This window comes from Candidatus Omnitrophota bacterium, assembly GCA_014728045.1.
Classification (GTDB): Bacteria; Omnitrophota; Gorgyraeia; order Tantalellales; family Tantalellaceae; genus WJMH01.
In genome coordinates this window covers 91,965-108,927 of sequence record WJMH01000015.1, presented here as the reverse complement: position 1 = coordinate 108,927, position 16,963 = coordinate 91,965, and the positions used below count along the sequence as shown (strand labels likewise).

Below are 16,963 nucleotides of genomic sequence, written 5' to 3'. Positions count from 1 at the left end.
AACGACGGGGTTTACTCAGGCATACAAGTTGTGTTATCATCAGTAATCTGAGAAAACACCGTTTCCCGTAAAAAGGACAGCAAGAGGATCATAATGGCCAGAAGACAGATATACATGGATCATAACGCTACCACCCCGCTGCATCCGGAAGTGAAAAAAGCGCTTCGGGAGGGGATGGAGCTCTACGGCAATCCTTCCAGCCTGCATTCGTTCGGGAGGAAGGCGCGTCACATGATAGAAGAATCAAGGGGCAAGGTAGCTTCGTTCATCAACGCCGATCCCGAGGAGGTAATATTCGTCGGCAGCGGCTCGGAAGCCAATAACACCGTGCTTTCGATGCTCATGTGTCCCTCAAAGGTATGTTCATGCGGTAATGCCGACATGGCAGGTCGCGAGATAATCACTACCAGCATAGAACACCCCTGCATAATGAGGACCTCGGAATGCCTCCAGGATAGAGGCGTCCCCATAAAATATCTTTCGGTGGATCAGTACGGCAAGATCGATTTCGAGGAACTGGCCGGAGCCATAACCGGCAGGACGGGTCTGGTCTCTGTCATGATGGCCAATAATGAAATAGGAACAGTTCAGGATATTAAGGAGACTTCACGCATCGTCCGCGAAAAAGGGGTGCTTTTCCATACAGATGCCGTGCAGGCGGCCGGCAAGATGCCGGTGGATGTGCGGGAACTGGACGTGGACTTTTTGACCCTTTCGGGGCATAAGATCTACGGTCCCAAAGGCATAGGCGCGCTTTACGTCAGGAAGGGAACCCCTTTCTGTCCACTTATACGCGGGGGGCACCAGGAACAGGGCCGTCGCGCCGGCACGGAGAACACCCTTGGAATAGTGGGCATGGGTAAAGCCGTGGAAGCGCGCGGCAAAGAGATGAATACCGAGAGCAAACGGCATCTTCAGATGAAGCGGGCCCTCAAGGAAGGTCTAGCCGGGAGTATCCCCGATATACGCTTCAACGGGCATCCGACCGATTCTCTTGCCAACACCCTTAACATGTCCTTCAAGGGCGCAGAGGGGGAGGCTATATTGCTGTATCTCGATGAAGCGGGTGTTGCCGTTTCAACCGGTTCGGCCTGCGCTTCGGGTTCGCTGGACCCTTCGCATGTTCTAATAGCCACCGGAGTACCCGTTGAACAGGCTCACGGTTCCATAAGGGTCAGTCTGGGAAGGGGGAACACCATGAAGGATATTGATTACCTGCTGGAAGTCTTTCCTCCCATAATCAAGAAGATCCGGGATATGTCATCCGCCTATAAGAGGGAGTCATAATGGAGAAAGAACGGAACGAATGGGTTTATACTGAAAAGGTCAAGGACCATTTCCTGAACCCCAGGAACATACTCGAGGACGAGCAGAGCTACGAGGATGACGGCAAGGGTATTGTCGGTAATATCAAGTGCGGCGACCGGATGATGATGGTCATCAAGGTTGATAAGGATAAGAACGTGATCACCGACTGCAGATGGAAGACCTACGGCTGTGCCAGCGCGATCGCTTCAACTTCGGCCCTTTCTGAAATGGTGATAGGCATGCCGCTGGAGGAGGCCTACCATATATCCCCGAAGGACGTTACCGCGCAGCTGGGCGGGCTGCCTGAACACAAGATCCACTGTTCGGTCCTGGGCGACAAGGCTTTAAGGGCCGCAATAAACGATTATTACCAGCGTAACGGGATGCCCGAGAAGGTACAGAAAGAGGAAGCCAGGATAATATGCCAGTGCATGAACGTGACCGATCACGAGATCGAGGATGCGGTGCTTGACGGTGCTAGGAATTATTATGAGCTTCAGGAAAGGACCAAGCTGGGTACCGTTTGCGGCCAGTGCAAGGATGAAGCGATAGAGCTTCTTGAGAAATATAAGAAGAAACACTTTGGAGAGGCCTGACCGCATTCAGAAAAATAAGAAAATAATTCTTGACAAACCGCTAGACGGGTTGTAAAATAAACCATGTAACGCACGTAGTAGTGCATTAAGGCGATGAGGCGAACGGGAGAACCGTCCGCCTTTTTTATTTTGAGACCGGCAACGGATCGCCTGTTCAAAGTTGAAGATACAGGATGAGGACGTCCTTTTTAGCCGCGTGGATGCGGCGGAAAGGGCGTTTTTTTATTTATGTTGATTTTGAACAGGAGGGTGATAAAATGGTAAAAATAACCACAGAACCGAAAGAGAGAAAAGGAGCGGATATCATGGATAGAAGAGAGAATGTTTCCAACGTTGAGAGCGTACCTGACTTTTACGGAGAGAACGTCTTCAGTATCAGGAACATGAGGAACTATCTTTCAGAGGGCGCTTACAAGTCCCTTCTTTCAACCATAAGAGAAGGCAGGTCCCTGGACCCCAATATTTCCGATGAGGTGGCCGATGCCATGAAAACCTGGGCTGTGTCCAAGGGGGCCACTCATTTCACGCACTGGTTCCAGCCCCTGACGGGTACGACGGCCGAGAAGCACGACGCCTTTATCGATCCCGACCACGAGGGAGGCGTCATTATGAAGTTCTCCGGCAAGGAGCTTATCAAGGGAGAACCGGACGCTTCCAGTTTCCCTTCAGGAGGCCTCAGGGCGACCTTCGAGGCGCGCGGCTATACGGCGTGGGACCCGACATCACCGGCCTTTATTAAGGAAGGCGAGAACGGGGCGACCTTGTGTATTCCCACGGCTTTCTATTCCTATCACGGCGAGGCTCTTGACAAGAAGACGCCTCTATTGAGGTCGGCTGACGCCCTTTCGAAACAGGTCTGCCGCCTGGCAAAGCTTTTCGGGATAGATACAGAGAATAAACGTGCTTACGCCACTTTGGGCCCGGAGCAGGAATATTTTCTCGTGGACAAAAATTTCTACAGTGAACGGCTGGACCTTATCCAGACCGGAAGGACGCTCTTTGGCAAGGCACCCGCCAAACACCAGCAGATGGAGGACCATTATTTCGGGGCCATAAGGTCAAGGGTCATGTCCTTTATGGATGAACTGGACCGCGAGCTCTGGAAGCTAGGGATACCCGCCAAGACGCGGCATAACGAGGTATGTCCGGCGCAGTTCGAAATAGCTCCGGTGTTCGAGGAGCAGAACCTATCGGTCGACCATAACATGATAACCATGGAAACGCTGAAAAAAGTCGCCGAGAAATACGGTTTCGTTTGTCTTCTCCACGAAAAACCTTTTGCCGGCGTGAACGGTTCCGGTAAGCATAATAACTGGTCCATCGTCGGCCCTGACGGTAAGAACTGGCTTTCTCCGGGGGATAACCCTCATGAGAACGCCAAGTTCCTTACCATGATCGGCGCTCTTATGATGGCCATAGATACTTACGCGGGGATGTTAAGGGCCAGCGTGGCGAGCGCCGGTAACGATCACAGGCTGGGCGCGAACGAGGCGCCGCCCGCGATCCTTTCCATTTTTCTGGGAGGGCAGCTCATGGATATAATCGAGCAGATCGAAAAAGGCGGGGCCAAGACCTCAAAGGTTGAAGAACCCATAGAGATAGGGGTGACCTCACTTCCGCCTCTGCCCAGGGACGTGACCGACCGCAACAGAACAAGCCCATTCGCGTTCACCGGCAATAAGTTCGAGTTCAGGATGGTCGGATCCAACCAGAGCTGCGCGGGGCCGAACGTTGTGCTGAACACCATTGTGGCCGAGGCGATCGATCAGATATGTTCGAGAGTGGAAAAAGATATGGAGTCGGGCGGGGATTTCAACGAGGCCCTGCAGGAGGTGCTCCAGGACATAGTCAAAAAACACAAGAGGATACTTTTCAACGGGGATAATTACACCGAAAAGTGGCACAAGGAAGCCGAAAAACTCGGCCTTCCTAACCTGAAGAACACTCCGGAGGCCCTTGGCGCGGTGATAGCCCCGGAAGTGATCAAACTCTTCGAGAAACATAAGGTCCTTTCGGAGACCGAGCTCAGGTCAAGACATGACATCTACGAAGAGCAGTACGAGGCTACCATAACCATCGAGGCCAGGGTGGCACTTGAAATGGCGCAGACGATGATAGTGCCGGTCGCGATAGACTACCAGAGCTCTCTGGCAGGGACGATAGACGAGGTCAAGGCTTGCGGATGCAAACCTACCCAGATGCAGGAGCTATTGAAGGACATATGCGACCAGACAGATAAGACCCTGAAGAGTATAAAAGACCTGAACAAGGCCATAGAAAGCGCAGATACTGCCGCAATGATCGATAGCATGACACAGCTGCGTGGATCCGTTGACAGGCTGGAAGCCATGCTTCCGGCCGATTTATGGCCTCTTCCGTCTTACACGGAGATGCTGTTCATTATGTAAAATCGTTAAGGGCGGCGGAACGGACCGCAAAGGGGGTTCCGCCGCGATAAAAGAAATACGGAGAAACAGATATGCCTAACAAGAAAACCTCGGAGCAGGAATTCCTGACAACGTTGACCAAGATAAGCAAGGCCATCACTTCGGACTTGTATCTTGAGGACATACTTAAGCTCATAGTGAGCTTAACAGCGAGCGTAATGGGCGCCAAGACCTGCGCGCTGTGGCTTCTGGATGATGAAAAACAGGAATTGCGCATAAGGGCCACACAGGCCGTAAGCGAAGAATATCTTAAGGAGAGGTCCATAGGAGTCGGCGAAGGTATAGTGGGTCTTGTAGCCAAGGAAAAGAAACCCGTTGTCATCCTGGATGTACTGGAGGATGAAAAATACAAGAAGAAAACACTGGCCAAAAAAGAAGGTTTTGTCTCTATGCTTAGCGTTCCCATGCTCGTCAAGGACAAGGTAATAGGCGTGGTGAATATATACACTGACAGCGAGCACAAGTTCACCAAAAGCGAGATTGATCTTCTGAGCGTGGTCGCCAACCAGGCGGCAGTAGCCATAGAGAACACTGAACTGATGGTCAAGACCAAGGTGATCCAGGAAGAACTGGAGACCAGAAAGAAAGTCGAGAAAGCCAAAGGCATTCTCATGAAACAGCAGGGTCTTTCCGAGGATGAGGCTTTCGGCCTCATAAGGAAGTCCAGCATGAATAAACGCGTTTCGATGAAAGAGATAGCGGAAGCCATAATACTCAATTACGAGATAATTGCGTAGTTAATTCTTTTCGTTCGGACAGGGAAGTCGGACAAGGCAGCGTCGCGCAGGAAAAACCCGGGAAGTTTATAAATTGCTCTGGGATGAGGAAGATGAGCGAAGAAGCCCTTTTTAAGCTAAGACAGCTTGGAAGGGTTTTTTATTTTTACGAACAACTTATAAGGAGGGAAAAATGTTTTCAGGAAAAAGGTTTTTCGTTTTGATCCTGACCATACTGGTTATTTGGGCGGTGACAGCAGAAGCTCTCATGGACACAGAGGAAGGATGGCTTCCGCAAAAACCGGAGTGGATGCCGGATATATCGCATTCCCATTCTTTCCTGACCAAATATATATGGAGGGGATGGAATCTGGGGGACGATCCGGTGTGGCAGATGGATACTTCCGTGTCAAAGTGGGGACTTACCTTCGATATATGGACGAACTACACTTTTGACAGTGACAAGTCCGACGATAACGGTTTGTATCAGGAATTCACCGAGGTGGACTATACTGTGGACTACACGATCAATATGGAACAGCTTTCCGGGGTTTCCGGGATGGACTTTCCGGAAGTTATTCTTCCCTTAAGTGTATCAGGAGGTTATGTATATTACACGTTCCCTAATCTTGATCGGGATGACAAATTCTTCGATACTCACGAGGTTTATCTGGGAGCTTCTTATGACTGTTTCCTGCAGCCCTCGTTCATCTGGTACTGGGACGTGGGCGTGGGTAAAGGTAACACCGATGGCGGAGGTGACGGGTCATATTTCCAGTTCGGCCTGGGACACACTTTCGAACTGGCTGAGAACGGCCTTTCCGCCACGATAGGGTGGACCACGGGTATCATTGACGAGCAGTGGACGGATGAGACGGGGTGGGCCGACATGGTGTTTTCGGGTGAGGTCGCCATCCCCATATTCAACTATTTCACTATTACGCCGAGTATCGCTTATTCCCTGATACTCGACAGGGATACGTACAACGATGACGCCGAGAACGAGTTCTACGGCGGGATAACGATAGGTTTTGATTACTGATCTGAAACAAAGGAGGGCAAAATGTACAAGAGAACATTGAAACTGATCTTCAAGGCAGCGGTGCTGGCTGTCGCTTCATTTGCCCTTTCCAACAAATGCGTATTTGCGGAAGGGGTGACAACGTACGCTACCAGCGCGGGTATCGATACGTTGTGGGTGTTGATAGCGGCCTTTTTGGTGTTTATCATGCAGGCCGGGTTCGGAATGCTTGAAGCCGGGCTTATCAGGACGAAGAACACATGTAACGTGCTGATGAACAATTTCCTGGATTTCTGTATGGCGTCCATGGGGTTTTTCATCTTCGGTTACGCTATTATGTTCGGCTCCGGTAACGGGTTCATGGGGTTGGAAGGCTGGTGTCTGATAAACGCCACTCATGAGGGCCACTTGCCTCTGGAGGCCACGTGGCTTTTTCACGCGGTCTTCTGCGGTGCAGCCGCGACCATCGTTGCGGGCGGTATAGCCGAAAGGATGAAATTCCAGGCGTACCTGATGTATTCGTTCCTGATATCCGTGGCTGTTTATCCTTTCGTGGGCCACTGGGTCTGGGGAGGAGGCTGGCTTTCTGGTCTTGGTTTTGGTGACTTTGCCGGTTCGGCCGTCGTTCATGCCGTCGGCGGTACCGCCGCGCTTGTCGGGACCATGATAGTGGGACCGAGGATAGGCAAGTACAATAAAGACGGTTCAGCCAACGCCATCGAAGGACATTCCATGGCGCTCGCTTCACTGGGAGCGCTGATACTCTGGTTCGCGTGGTTCGGGTTCAACCCGGGATCCACGCTCAGCGTGGGTGACGGAAGCCTTATGGCCAAGGTTGCCATGAACACCAACCTGGCCGCGGTAAGCGGAGCCCTTGTGGCGATGTTCACCGCATGGAAGCTGTGCGGTAAACCGGATCTTTCGATGACCATGAACGGCGCTCTTGCCGGACTGGTCGCGATCACGGCCCCGTGTGCCTATGTTATACCCGCTGAATCCATCCTGATAGGAGCGATAGGCGGGGTCATAGTGGTTCTGGGCACACTTTTCCTTGATAAGGTACGTATAGATGATCCCGTGGGGGCTGTTCCCGTGCATATGATGAACGGCATCTGGGGTACTCTGGCGGTGGGTCTGTTCGGCCACAAGGCGCTCGGCCTGGCCAGGGACGGCCTCTTCCACGGAGGCGGGTTCGCCCAGCTCGGCGTGCAGGCCCTGGGGGCTCTTACGGTCGTTCTCTTCGTGGGAGGCGCTATGACGGTCGTTTTCAAGGCAATAGACGCGATCGTAGGTCTGAGGGTCTCAAGGGATGAAGAACTTAAGGGGCTTGATATCGGTGAACACGGAATGGAAGCCTATTCCGGATTCCAGATATTTACCACCAAGTAAAAAAGCTTGAGTAATACATGAAGGAGGTCGAAATGAAACTTATAGTAGCCATGATACAGCCACATAAACTGCCCGATGTGAAAAAGGCGCTTTATGACGCCGAGGTCTACAAGATGACCGTCACTAACGCATTGGGTTGCGGGCAACAGAAAGGATATACCGAGACCTATCGGGGCGTAGTTCATGATGTCAACCTGCTTAAGAAGGTACGCCTTGAAATAGCGGTTAACGAGGACTTCGTGCGGCCGACCATAGACGCTATCATTGAAGGCGCCCGGACAGGGAATATCGGGGACGGCAAGATATTCGTCCTTGATCTTCAGGAATGCATCAGGATCAGGACCGGCGAGAAAGGCAATGAGGCTATAGGTTGATAACGTCTTGAAAGTTCTATCCTGAACTCTGGAAGTGTTTGACAAAGTCCGACGGTTGTAATATAATAAAAATAACGAAGAAGTTATTAAAGGCAGTGAAGCCTCCTGGACCTGGTCCCGGAGGCTTTTTATATATGCCTCTCCTAAGACAGGGGATTGGTGGCAAGGAAGCCCTTTTTAAGCTACGTTACGTACGGCTTAAGAAGGGCTTTTTTGTTTGGATGAGGGTGCACATATTTTAAGCGTTTTTTGAACACGGAGAGGATCATGAAAAAGATAAAAAAAGGAAAATTGATCGATTTTAACCGGGGTGATGTGTACCACAAAGTGATAGGCGATACCGAAAGGAACCTTATAGAGGAAGCTTTAAGGCGATCTTTCGGCAATCAGACCATCGCTTCGAAGATACTCGGGATCAATCGCAATACCCTCAGGTTCAAGATCAAAAAATTCGGTATAAATACTAGAAAATACAAGATATAATGGGGTAAACGAATATGAAACGCTCAAGGCCTCGCATAAAACAGGGACTTTATGATCCGCGCTTCGAACACGATAGTTGCGGCGTCGGGTTCGTATGTGACATAAAAGGCAGAAAGTCTCGCGAGAACGTGCTTAAGGGCCTGGAGGTCCTGGAGAGGATGGCCCACCGCGGCGCCGTCGGCTCCGATCCCAAGACCGGTGACGGGGCGGGGGTGCTCATACAGATCCCTCACAGATTCTATCTGGAAGTATCCGCCCGCGAAGGGATCGACCTGCCTTCCCCGGGAGGATACGGTACCGGGATCATATTCCTGCCGGTTGATTCGCACCAGAGAAGATTCTGCGAGGAGGCCGTCGAAAAGGCCGTTGAGAAGGAGGGGCAAGTTTTTCTCGGGTGGCGGGACGTTCCGGTGGATGACTCGATCATAGGGAAAGTGGCCGCCGAGTCCCAGCCGGTTATAAGGCAGGCGTTCATAGAAAAGGCCGAACCGGTTCGGGACCGGATGGAATTCGATCGAAAATTATACGTTATAAGAAAACTGGCGGAGAACACCGTAAGAGAATCCGATATATCAGGGAAGGACTTCTTTTACATAACAAACCTTTCATCAAGGACCGTAAGCTACAAGGGTCTTCTCATGCCGACGCAGCTGAGGCATTACTACCTGGACCTTCAGGATGAGAATGTCGAAAGTTCCCTTGTCCTTGTGCATTCGCGGTATAGTACGAACACTTTCCCGACGTGGGATCTGGCGCAGCCTTTCAGGTTCCTTGCCCATAACGGTGAAATAAACACCCTCAGGGGCAACATAAACTGGTTCCGGGCCAGGGAACGACTTCTCTCCAGCGGACTGTTCGGCAACGATATTGAGAAGATAAAACCGGTCATAGTCGAGGGCCAAAGCGATTCGGCAACGATCGACAATGTTTTCGAGCTTCTCGTCCTGGCGGGCAGGTCTCTGCCCCATGTCATGATGATGCTCATACCGGCGGCCTGGGAGAATAATCAGTTGATGGACGGAAAGCTCAGGGATTTCTATGAGTACCACGCCTGTCTGATGGAACCCTGGGACGGTCCGGCGGCCATCGCTTTCACCGACGGGACCAGGATAGGCGCCGTGCTGGACAGGAACGGTCTTCGGCCCGCTCGTTACATCATAACCAAGGACGGGTTTGTCGTGATGGCCTCCGAAGCCGGTGTGCTTGACATAGAACCTGAGGATATACAGCTATCGGGCAGGCTGGAACCCGGAAAGATGTTCTTCATCGACACGGAAAAAGGCCGTATAGTGGATGAAGCAAGTATAAAAAGAGCGGTTTCCGGAGAGAACCCTTACGGGAAATGGAACAGGGATAATATAGTCGAACTGGAAGACCTCCCGCCTTCGGGTGTACATGGTAAGCCCGCGGAGGACCTTTTGGCCCAGTTGAAGGCTTTCGGGTACACCCGTGAAGACCTCAGGATGGTCATGAAACCCATGGCCGAGGAAGGCAAGGAACCGATCGGTTCTATGGGTAACGATACCCCGCACGCTTTTCTTTCACGCAGGCCGCATCTATTGTACAACTACTTCAAGCAGCTTTTCGCGCAGGTCACCAACCCGGCAATAGACCCGATAAGAGAGGAACTCGTGATGAGCATCACTAGTTACGTGGGGCCGGAGAAGAACATACTCGAACAGACCCCCCAGCACTGCCATAAGCTTGCGGTAAAGTTCCCGGTGCTCACCAATGAGGAACTGGAGAGGGTCCGCCAGATGAACACCTCATCCTTCAGGAGCAAGACGGTGCATACATACTTTGACGCGGGTGGCAGGGAGGATTTCATCAAGGCTCTCGAAAGAGTCTGTTTTGAGGCCGAATATGCCATAGAACAGGGGTATTCTTTCGTTATTCTCAGCGACAGGGGAATAGACAGATATCATGCCGCTTTACCTGCGCTTCTGGCGGCGAGCGCCGTTCACCACCATCTTGTAAGAAGAAAAAGACGTTCAGAGGTCGGCCTTATAGTCGAGAGCGCCGAACCGCGTGAGGTGGAACATTTCGCGCTTCTTTTCGGTTACGGCGCAGATTGTGTGAATCCTTACCTGGCGTATCGTACCGTGGAGCACCTTATAGAGGAAGGGCACGTAAGGTTGGCTCCGGAAGAGGCTCTTGCAAATTACAGGAAAGCCCTGAGAAAGGGTATCCTTAAGATACTTTCCAAGATGGGCATTTCAACGTTGCGCAGTTACCGGGGCGCCCAGATCTTCGAAGCAGTAGGTATAAGAGATGGAGTCGTTGATAAATATTTCTGCGGCACGGTCACGCGCGTGGGAGGAGTGGGCCTGGATGAGATCGCCGGGGAGACGCTTGCCAGACATCGTTCGGCCTTTCCCGAGAGGGAGCCCGAGGTCCCTCAGCTTGCCACCGGAGGGGTCTACCAGTGGAGACGTGACGGTGAGTTCCATCTTTGGCGCCCTGAAAGCATCGCCGCTTTGCAGGACTCGGTAAGAAAAGCGGATTATGACAGGTATAAGGAATTCTCTGAACTGATAAACGATCAGTCGAAGAACCCCACTACTCTGAGGAGCCTCCTGAAGTTCAAAGAAACGCAGCCAGTGCCTCTTTCGGAGGTTGAGCCGGTTGAAAGCATAATCAAGCGATTCGCTACCGGTGCTATGAGCTTCGGTTCCATTTCCAGGGGGGCCCATGAGAGTATCGCCATAGCCATGAACCGCCTTGGAGGCAAATCCAATACCGGAGAAGGCGGGGAGGACCCGGTAAGGTTCACACCTCTTCCTGACGGGAGTTCTTCAAGGAGCGCGATCAAACAGGTCGCTTCGGGGAGGTTCGGCGTGAGCACGAACTATCTGGTCAATGCCGACGAGATCCAGATAAAGATCGCCCAGGGGGCCAAGCCCGGTGAAGGGGGGCAGCTTCCCGGACACAAGGTAAGCGCCGTGATAGCCAAGACACGGTACACTACCCCGGGTGTAACTCTAATATCACCCCCGCCGCATCACGATATTTATTCCATAGAGGACCTGGCACAGCTTATTTTCGATCTTAAGAACACGAACCCCAGGGCCAGGATCAGCGTCAAACTTGTCTCGGAGATAGGAGTCGGCACCGTAGCCGCGGGTGTCGCCAAGGGCCATGCCGACATGATACTTATTTCCGGAGGCGACGGGGGAACGGGAGCTTCTCCAAGAAGTTCTATCATGTACGCAGGGCTTCCCTGGGAGCTCGGTCTTTCGGAGTCCCACCAGACGCTGGTGCTTAACGACCTGCGGGGGAGGGTTCGCCTTCAGACCGACGGGCAGATGAGGACCGGCAGGGATGTAGCGATAGCCGCTCTTCTGGGCGCGGAGGAATTCGGGTTCTGTACGGCGATCCTTGTCAGTCTCGGGTGTGTGATGCTGAGGCATTGCCACCTCAATAACTGTTCGGTGGGGGTAGCTACCCAGGATGAACTTTTGGAGAAGAGGTTCACCGGAAGGGCCGAATACGTTGAGAACTACATGCGCTTTGTGGTCACCGAACTCAGGGAGATCATGGCGTCACTCGGAGTGCGCACCATCGACGAAATGGTCGGAAGGACGGAATTGCTTGAGATAAACGAAGAGGTTATCCCCGATAAATCCAAAGGCGTTGATCTCTCCCGGATACTGTACAAGCCCCAGGTCACCGAAGATGTCGCGGTCCGCTGCGTGAAGAAACAGGATCACCAGATAGACCGGGTAATGGACCTTCGCATCATCGACATGGTCCAAAAAGCTCTAGAAAAAGGCGAGAAGGTGGAGCTTGATCTTGAAATTAAGAATTTCAACAGGACCACCGGTGCCATGCTGAGCGGCCGGATATGCGAGCTCCACGGGGAGAGGGGTCTTCCCACGGATACCGTCTATTGCCGGTTCCGGGGAACGGCCGGGCAGAGTTTCGCGGCCTTCCTGGCCAGGGGAATTACCTTTGAGCTTGAAGGCCTGGCCAATGATTATGTCGGCAAGGGAATGAGCGGTGGAAAACTCATAATATATCCGGGGCGCGGGGCGGATTACGCTTCCGAAGAGAACATTATCATGGGAAATACCGCTTTTTACGGTGCCACTTCAGGAGAAGCCTATGTCAGGGGAGTTGCCGGGGAAAGGTTCTGTATCCGCAATTCCGGGTTGTACGCTGTCGTCGAAGGCGTCGGCGATCACGGATGTGAATACATGACAGGCGGCAGGGTGGTGATCCTGGGCAGGACTGGCAGGAACTTCGCCGCGGGCATGTCCGGGGGTATTGCCTATATTTATGACAGAGAAGGGGACTTCAGGCAGAAATGTAATCTCAGTATGGTTTGCCTTGAGGAACTGAACGAAGACGATATGGGCACGGTCTACGAGATGCTGCATAACCATAAAAGATATACCAAAAGCGCCAGGGCTCAGCAGATACTGGATGACTTCACGCCGATGATGAAAAAATTCGTCAAGGTCATGCCCCTGGAGTACAAACGTATTCTTGAGAGTAAGAAGATAGAGGATAGTCTGGGTCTATCGGAGGTGTCAGATGGGTGATCCCAAGGGATTCATAAAGCAGAAAAGGCAGGAGAGCCTCTACAGGCCAGTGTGCGAACGGGTAAAGGATTTCCGTCACGTGGCAGTTATGCGCAGTGACGCTCAGTCCCGCGAGCAGGCCTCGCGCTGTATGGACTGCGGCACTCCTTTCTGCCACTGGGGATGCCCTCTGGGGAACTATATACCCGAGTGGAACGATCTTATGTACGGGGATTATTGGCGGGAGGCGTTCGCTCTTCTTGATGCCACCAACAATCTTCCGGAGGTGACCGGCAGGGTCTGTCCGGCACCCTGTGAATACGCCTGCGTGCTCGGGATAAACGATGATCCGGTGACCGTGCGCGAGAATGAACTGGCTATAATAGAGCATGCATTTAATGGCGGCCTCATCAAGCCTGTGGTTCCCGCGGCCGAGACGGGTAAGAAGGTGGCCGTGGTCGGATCGGGCCCGGCCGGGCTATCCTGCGCGGCGCAGATGAGAAAAGCCGGGCACGATGTCACGATCTTCGAAAAGCATGACAGGCCGGGGGGAATACTCAGGTACGGTATCCCGGACTTCAAGCTTGAGAAATGGGTTCTGGACAGGCGCGTGGAACTGATGAAAGCCCAGGGGGTTAAGTTCGTTCTATCGGTGAACGTCGGGGCGGATTACGCGGCGGGAAAACTTCTTTCCGAGTTCGATGCTGTCTGTCTTGCCGGAGGCTCACGCAAACCGAGGGACCTGGATATACCCGGAAGGGATCTTGATGGGATACATTTCGCGATGGATTACCTGGTCCAGTCCAACCGGCGTGTCCAGGGAGAGATCATATCCCAGGAAGAGCTGATAGACGCCAAAGACAAGAACGTGGTCGTTATCGGAGGAGGGGATACCGGTGCCGACTGCGTCGGGACGGCAAACAGGCAGGGCGCTTCCTGCGTGGTTCAGATCGAGATAATGCCCAAACCCGAGGAATGCCGCACCGGGGATTATCCCTGGCCCGTTTATCCACTTTTACTTAAGACCTCTTCCAGTCACGCAGAAGGCGCTTCACGGCAGTGGTCGGTCCTTACTAAAAGTTTTAAGGGAGAGAACGGAAAGGTGCGAAAACTCGAATGCGTGCGCGTTGAGTTCTCCGAAAAGTCGCCGGGCACCTGTCCTGTTATGAAAGAGATCCCGGGAAGCGAATTCACCATAGATGCGGAGCTTGTGATAATCGCCGTGGGCTTCGTGCACCCCGAGCATTCGGGGTTATTGGAGGAACTGGGAACGGAGTTGGATGGTCGGGGAAACGTCTCTTCGAACGAAAAACAGATGACCTCTGTTGACAAGGTCTTTGCAGCCGGTGACATGAGGCGGGGGCAGTCCCTTATCGTGTGGGCGATATCGGAAGGCCGGAGGGCGGCGCATTTTATCGATGAATATTTGATGGGGAAGACCACTCTTCCTTCAATGTAAATAGCGGGAGGTAATAGATGTTCAGTACAGGTATCAAAGGTCTTGACGATATACTCCGGGGGCTGAGGTCCGGTGACAATGTTGTCTGGCAGATAGACCGAATCGAGGAATATAAGGATTTCGTGCTGCCTTACGTCAGTCAGGCTGTCGCAGAGGGCAAGAAGATAGTATACATGAGGTTCGCCGCACACGAGCCCCTCCTGGAAAGGTCCGAAAAGGTCAAGCGATATGAGCTTGACGCGCGCGGCGGGTTCGAATCGTTCACCACACAGGTACACAAGATCATCACCGAGGAAGGGCACGGTGCTTATTATGTATTTGACTGCCTCTCGGACCTTCTGCAGGCCTGGGCGACCGACCTTATGATAGGTAATTTTTTCATGGTCACCTGTCCGTACCTTTATGAGCTGGATACGATAGCGTATTTCGGGATATACCGTAACAACCACTCCTTCTGGACCATAGCCCGCATCCGGGAGACCACCCAGCTTCTTCTGGATGTCTACCGCAGGGATGATGAGTACTACATCCATCCTCTGAAGGTATGGAACCGCTATTCCCCGACGATGTTCCTGCCGCATCTTAAAAAGGGCGATAAGTTCGTACCGATAACAGATAGTGCCGACGCGGCGGAAGTGCTTTCCTATATAAAACAGAAAGGTGTAAATAACGTAAAGCGGAACCTGGATTACTGGGACAGGCTCTTCCTGCAGGCGGAGGAGATGGGCAAAGACCCGGCCCGCTCGGCTGAAGGGGAACAGATGAGAAAACTGCTCTGCAGGATAATGATGAGCAGGGACGAGAAGATGCTTTCCCTGGCCGTTGAGAATTTCTCCCTGGCCGAACTCATTGACATAAAGAGCAGGTTGATAGGGACTGGGTATATAGGGGGAAAGGCCGTGGGCATGCTTCTTGCGCGGAAGATATTGTCGGATGAGAGTTCGCTCAACTGGCAGGGAATGTCGGAGCCGCATGATTCCTTTTACGTGGGGAGCGATGTTTTCTACTCATATATCGTGCAGAACGGCTGGTGGAAACTCCGCATGGAACAGAAGACAGAGGAGGGTTATTTCGACGCGGCTCGCGTTCTCAAGGAAAAACTGCTTCACGGCAGGTTCCATGAAGGCGTAATGGAGCAGTTCCAGCAGATCATAGAATATTTCGGGACGTCGCCCATTATCGTAAGGTCCAGCAGCCTTCTTGAAGACGGTTTCGGGAATGCTTTTGCCGGTAAATACGAGAGCGTGTTCTGCCCAAACCAGGGTTCGCCCGAGCAGCGTTACATGCAATTCGCCGAAGCGGTGCGAACGATATATTCCAGCACCATGAGCGAGGACGCGCTTACCTACCGCCGGCAGAGGGGCCTGGACAAGATGGACGAGCAGATGGCCCTTCTGGTGCAGAGGGTCTCGGGCTCCTACCACAAGGATCTCTTTTTCCCGGATATCGGCGGGGTCGGCATATCCTACAATACCTACGTATGGAACACCAAGATGAAGTCCGAATCAGGGGTTCTGCGCATGGTTTTCGGGCTTGGCACGCGGGCGGTTAACAGGGTTGAGGGGGACTATCCGCGAATAGCGGCCCTGGACGCGCCGCTCATGAAACCGTACGCCAATATGGCCGACGTTAAAAAGTTCTCACAACGCGATGTTGATGTTATAGACCTCAGGAAAAACCTCTTTACCACAAAGAAGTTCGAGGACCTTCTCGGGGAGGGCCTTGACATAAAACTGGAGTATATCGCGATAAAGGACGAAGAAGTAGCGCGAAACCAGAGAGAAAAAGGAGTTAAGGGCAGGGATTACTGGATAATCACTCTTGATAATCTGCTTGCTAATGAGAAATTCACCGGTACCCTGAAAAAGGTCCTCAAGACGCTCGAAGAGAACTACCATTACCCGGTAGAGATAGAGTTCACGGTTAACTTTGCGAGCGACGGCAGGTTCAAGATAAGCCTGCTGCAGTGCCGCCCTCTCCAGACGCGGGGACTCGGCAAGAAGGTGGAAATACCACGGCAGATAAATAAAGAGAAACTCTTTTTCAGTTCGGAAGGGTATTTCCTGGGGGGCAATATTTCACAGCCCGTGGACAGGATAATATACGTGGACCCCGCCTCTTATATCGCTCTTAACCAGTCAGGCAAGTATGACATAGCTCGTATAATGGGTAAACTGAACAAGAGGATAAACAGGGCAGAGGTGAAAACGCTCCTGCTTGGACCCGGCAGATGGGGGACATCTACCCCCTCTCTTGGGGTGCCGGTGAGTTTCGCCGAGATAAATAACATAGCCATGATGGGCGAGATAGCTTTTCCGGAAGGCAACCTCATGCCGGAGCTGTCCTTCGGGACGCATTTTTTTCAGGACCTGATAGAGACGAATATCTTTTACGTGGCGCTTTTCCCGGAGAACGATAACGTGGTGTTCAATACCGAATGGCTAAAAAACTGCGAAAACGTGTTCGCCGAGCTCGTACCTGACGCGGATAAATACAGTGGTGTTATAAGCGTTTATGAGGCAAAGAACACCGGTCTGAAGATAATGTCGGACATACTCTCACAGAAGGTGGTCTGCTGTGCTAAATAAATACTTGATTAACGGTCGCAAATCTTATAGAATTAAGGCGACAATGAAGTCGGAAAGGC

At 52.3% G+C, this 16,963-nt stretch carries 11 protein-coding genes; all 11 read left to right on the top strand.

Annotated features, from left to right (window positions below; all coding sequences use genetic code 11):
* The first annotated feature begins 93 nt into the window (after positions 1 to 93).
* The 11 genes from GF409_05625 to GF409_05575 all read left to right on the top strand — a co-directional run bounded on the left by GF409_05625 (position 94) and on the right by GF409_05575 (position 16,904).
* Positions 94 to 1,287 carry an aminotransferase class V-fold PLP-dependent enzyme gene (locus tag GF409_05625; protein ID MBD3426691.1) on the top strand — a complete coding sequence of 398 codons (1,194 nt, stop codon included), beginning with the start codon at positions 94 to 96 and terminating at the stop codon, positions 1,285 to 1,287.
* On the top strand, positions 1,287 to 1,904 hold the full coding sequence (locus GF409_05620; protein MBD3426690.1) for an iron-sulfur cluster assembly scaffold protein: 618 nt from the start codon (positions 1,287 to 1,289) through the stop codon (positions 1,902 to 1,904). Before GF409_05625 ends, GF409_05620 begins: the two co-directional genes overlap by 1 nt.
* Positions 1,905 to 2,209: 305 nt before the next feature.
* Positions 2,210 to 4,312 carry a glutamine synthetase type III gene (locus tag GF409_05615; GenBank protein MBD3426689.1) on the top strand — a complete coding sequence of 701 codons (2,103 nt, stop codon included), beginning with the start codon at positions 2,210 to 2,212 and terminating at the stop codon, positions 4,310 to 4,312.
* Between the two features lie 71 nt (positions 4,313 to 4,383).
* Complete coding sequence (locus tag GF409_05610; protein MBD3426688.1) at positions 4,384 to 5,088, top strand: GAF domain-containing protein; 705 nt, start codon at positions 4,384 to 4,386, stop codon at positions 5,086 to 5,088.
* 172 nt (positions 5,089 to 5,260) lie between these two features.
* Positions 5,261 to 6,109, top strand: coding sequence for a hypothetical protein (locus GF409_05605; GenBank protein MBD3426687.1), 849 nt, complete (start codon positions 5,261 to 5,263; stop codon positions 6,107 to 6,109).
* A gap of 21 nt (positions 6,110 to 6,130) precedes the next feature.
* Entirely contained in the window at positions 6,131 to 7,477 is a 1,347-nt protein-coding gene (amt, locus tag GF409_05600; GenBank protein MBD3426686.1) for an ammonium transporter, read from the top strand.
* Between the two features lie 32 nt (positions 7,478 to 7,509).
* Positions 7,510 to 7,851 carry a transcriptional regulator gene (locus GF409_05595; protein ID MBD3426685.1) on the top strand — a complete coding sequence of 114 codons (342 nt, stop codon included), beginning with the start codon at positions 7,510 to 7,512 and terminating at the stop codon, positions 7,849 to 7,851.
* A gap of 267 nt (positions 7,852 to 8,118) precedes the next feature.
* On the top strand, positions 8,119 to 8,334 hold the full coding sequence (locus GF409_05590; protein MBD3426684.1) for a hypothetical protein: 216 nt from the start codon (positions 8,119 to 8,121) through the stop codon (positions 8,332 to 8,334).
* A 14-nt stretch (positions 8,335 to 8,348) separates the two neighbouring features.
* A complete protein-coding gene (gltB, locus tag GF409_05585) occupies positions 8,349 to 12,878 on the top strand; it encodes a glutamate synthase large subunit (protein ID MBD3426683.1) in 4,530 nt (1,509 codons plus the stop codon).
* Positions 12,871 to 14,316, top strand: coding sequence for a glutamate synthase small subunit (gene gltD, locus GF409_05580; protein ID MBD3426682.1), 1,446 nt, complete (start codon positions 12,871 to 12,873; stop codon positions 14,314 to 14,316). The genes gltB and gltD overlap by 8 nt, the downstream gene beginning before the upstream one ends.
* A 17-nt stretch (positions 14,317 to 14,333) precedes the next feature.
* Positions 14,334 to 16,904, top strand: a complete 2,571-nt coding sequence (locus tag GF409_05575) for a phosphoenolpyruvate synthase (protein MBD3426681.1) — start codon at positions 14,334 to 14,336, stop codon at positions 16,902 to 16,904.
* The last annotated feature ends 59 nt before the right edge of the window (positions 16,905 to 16,963 follow it).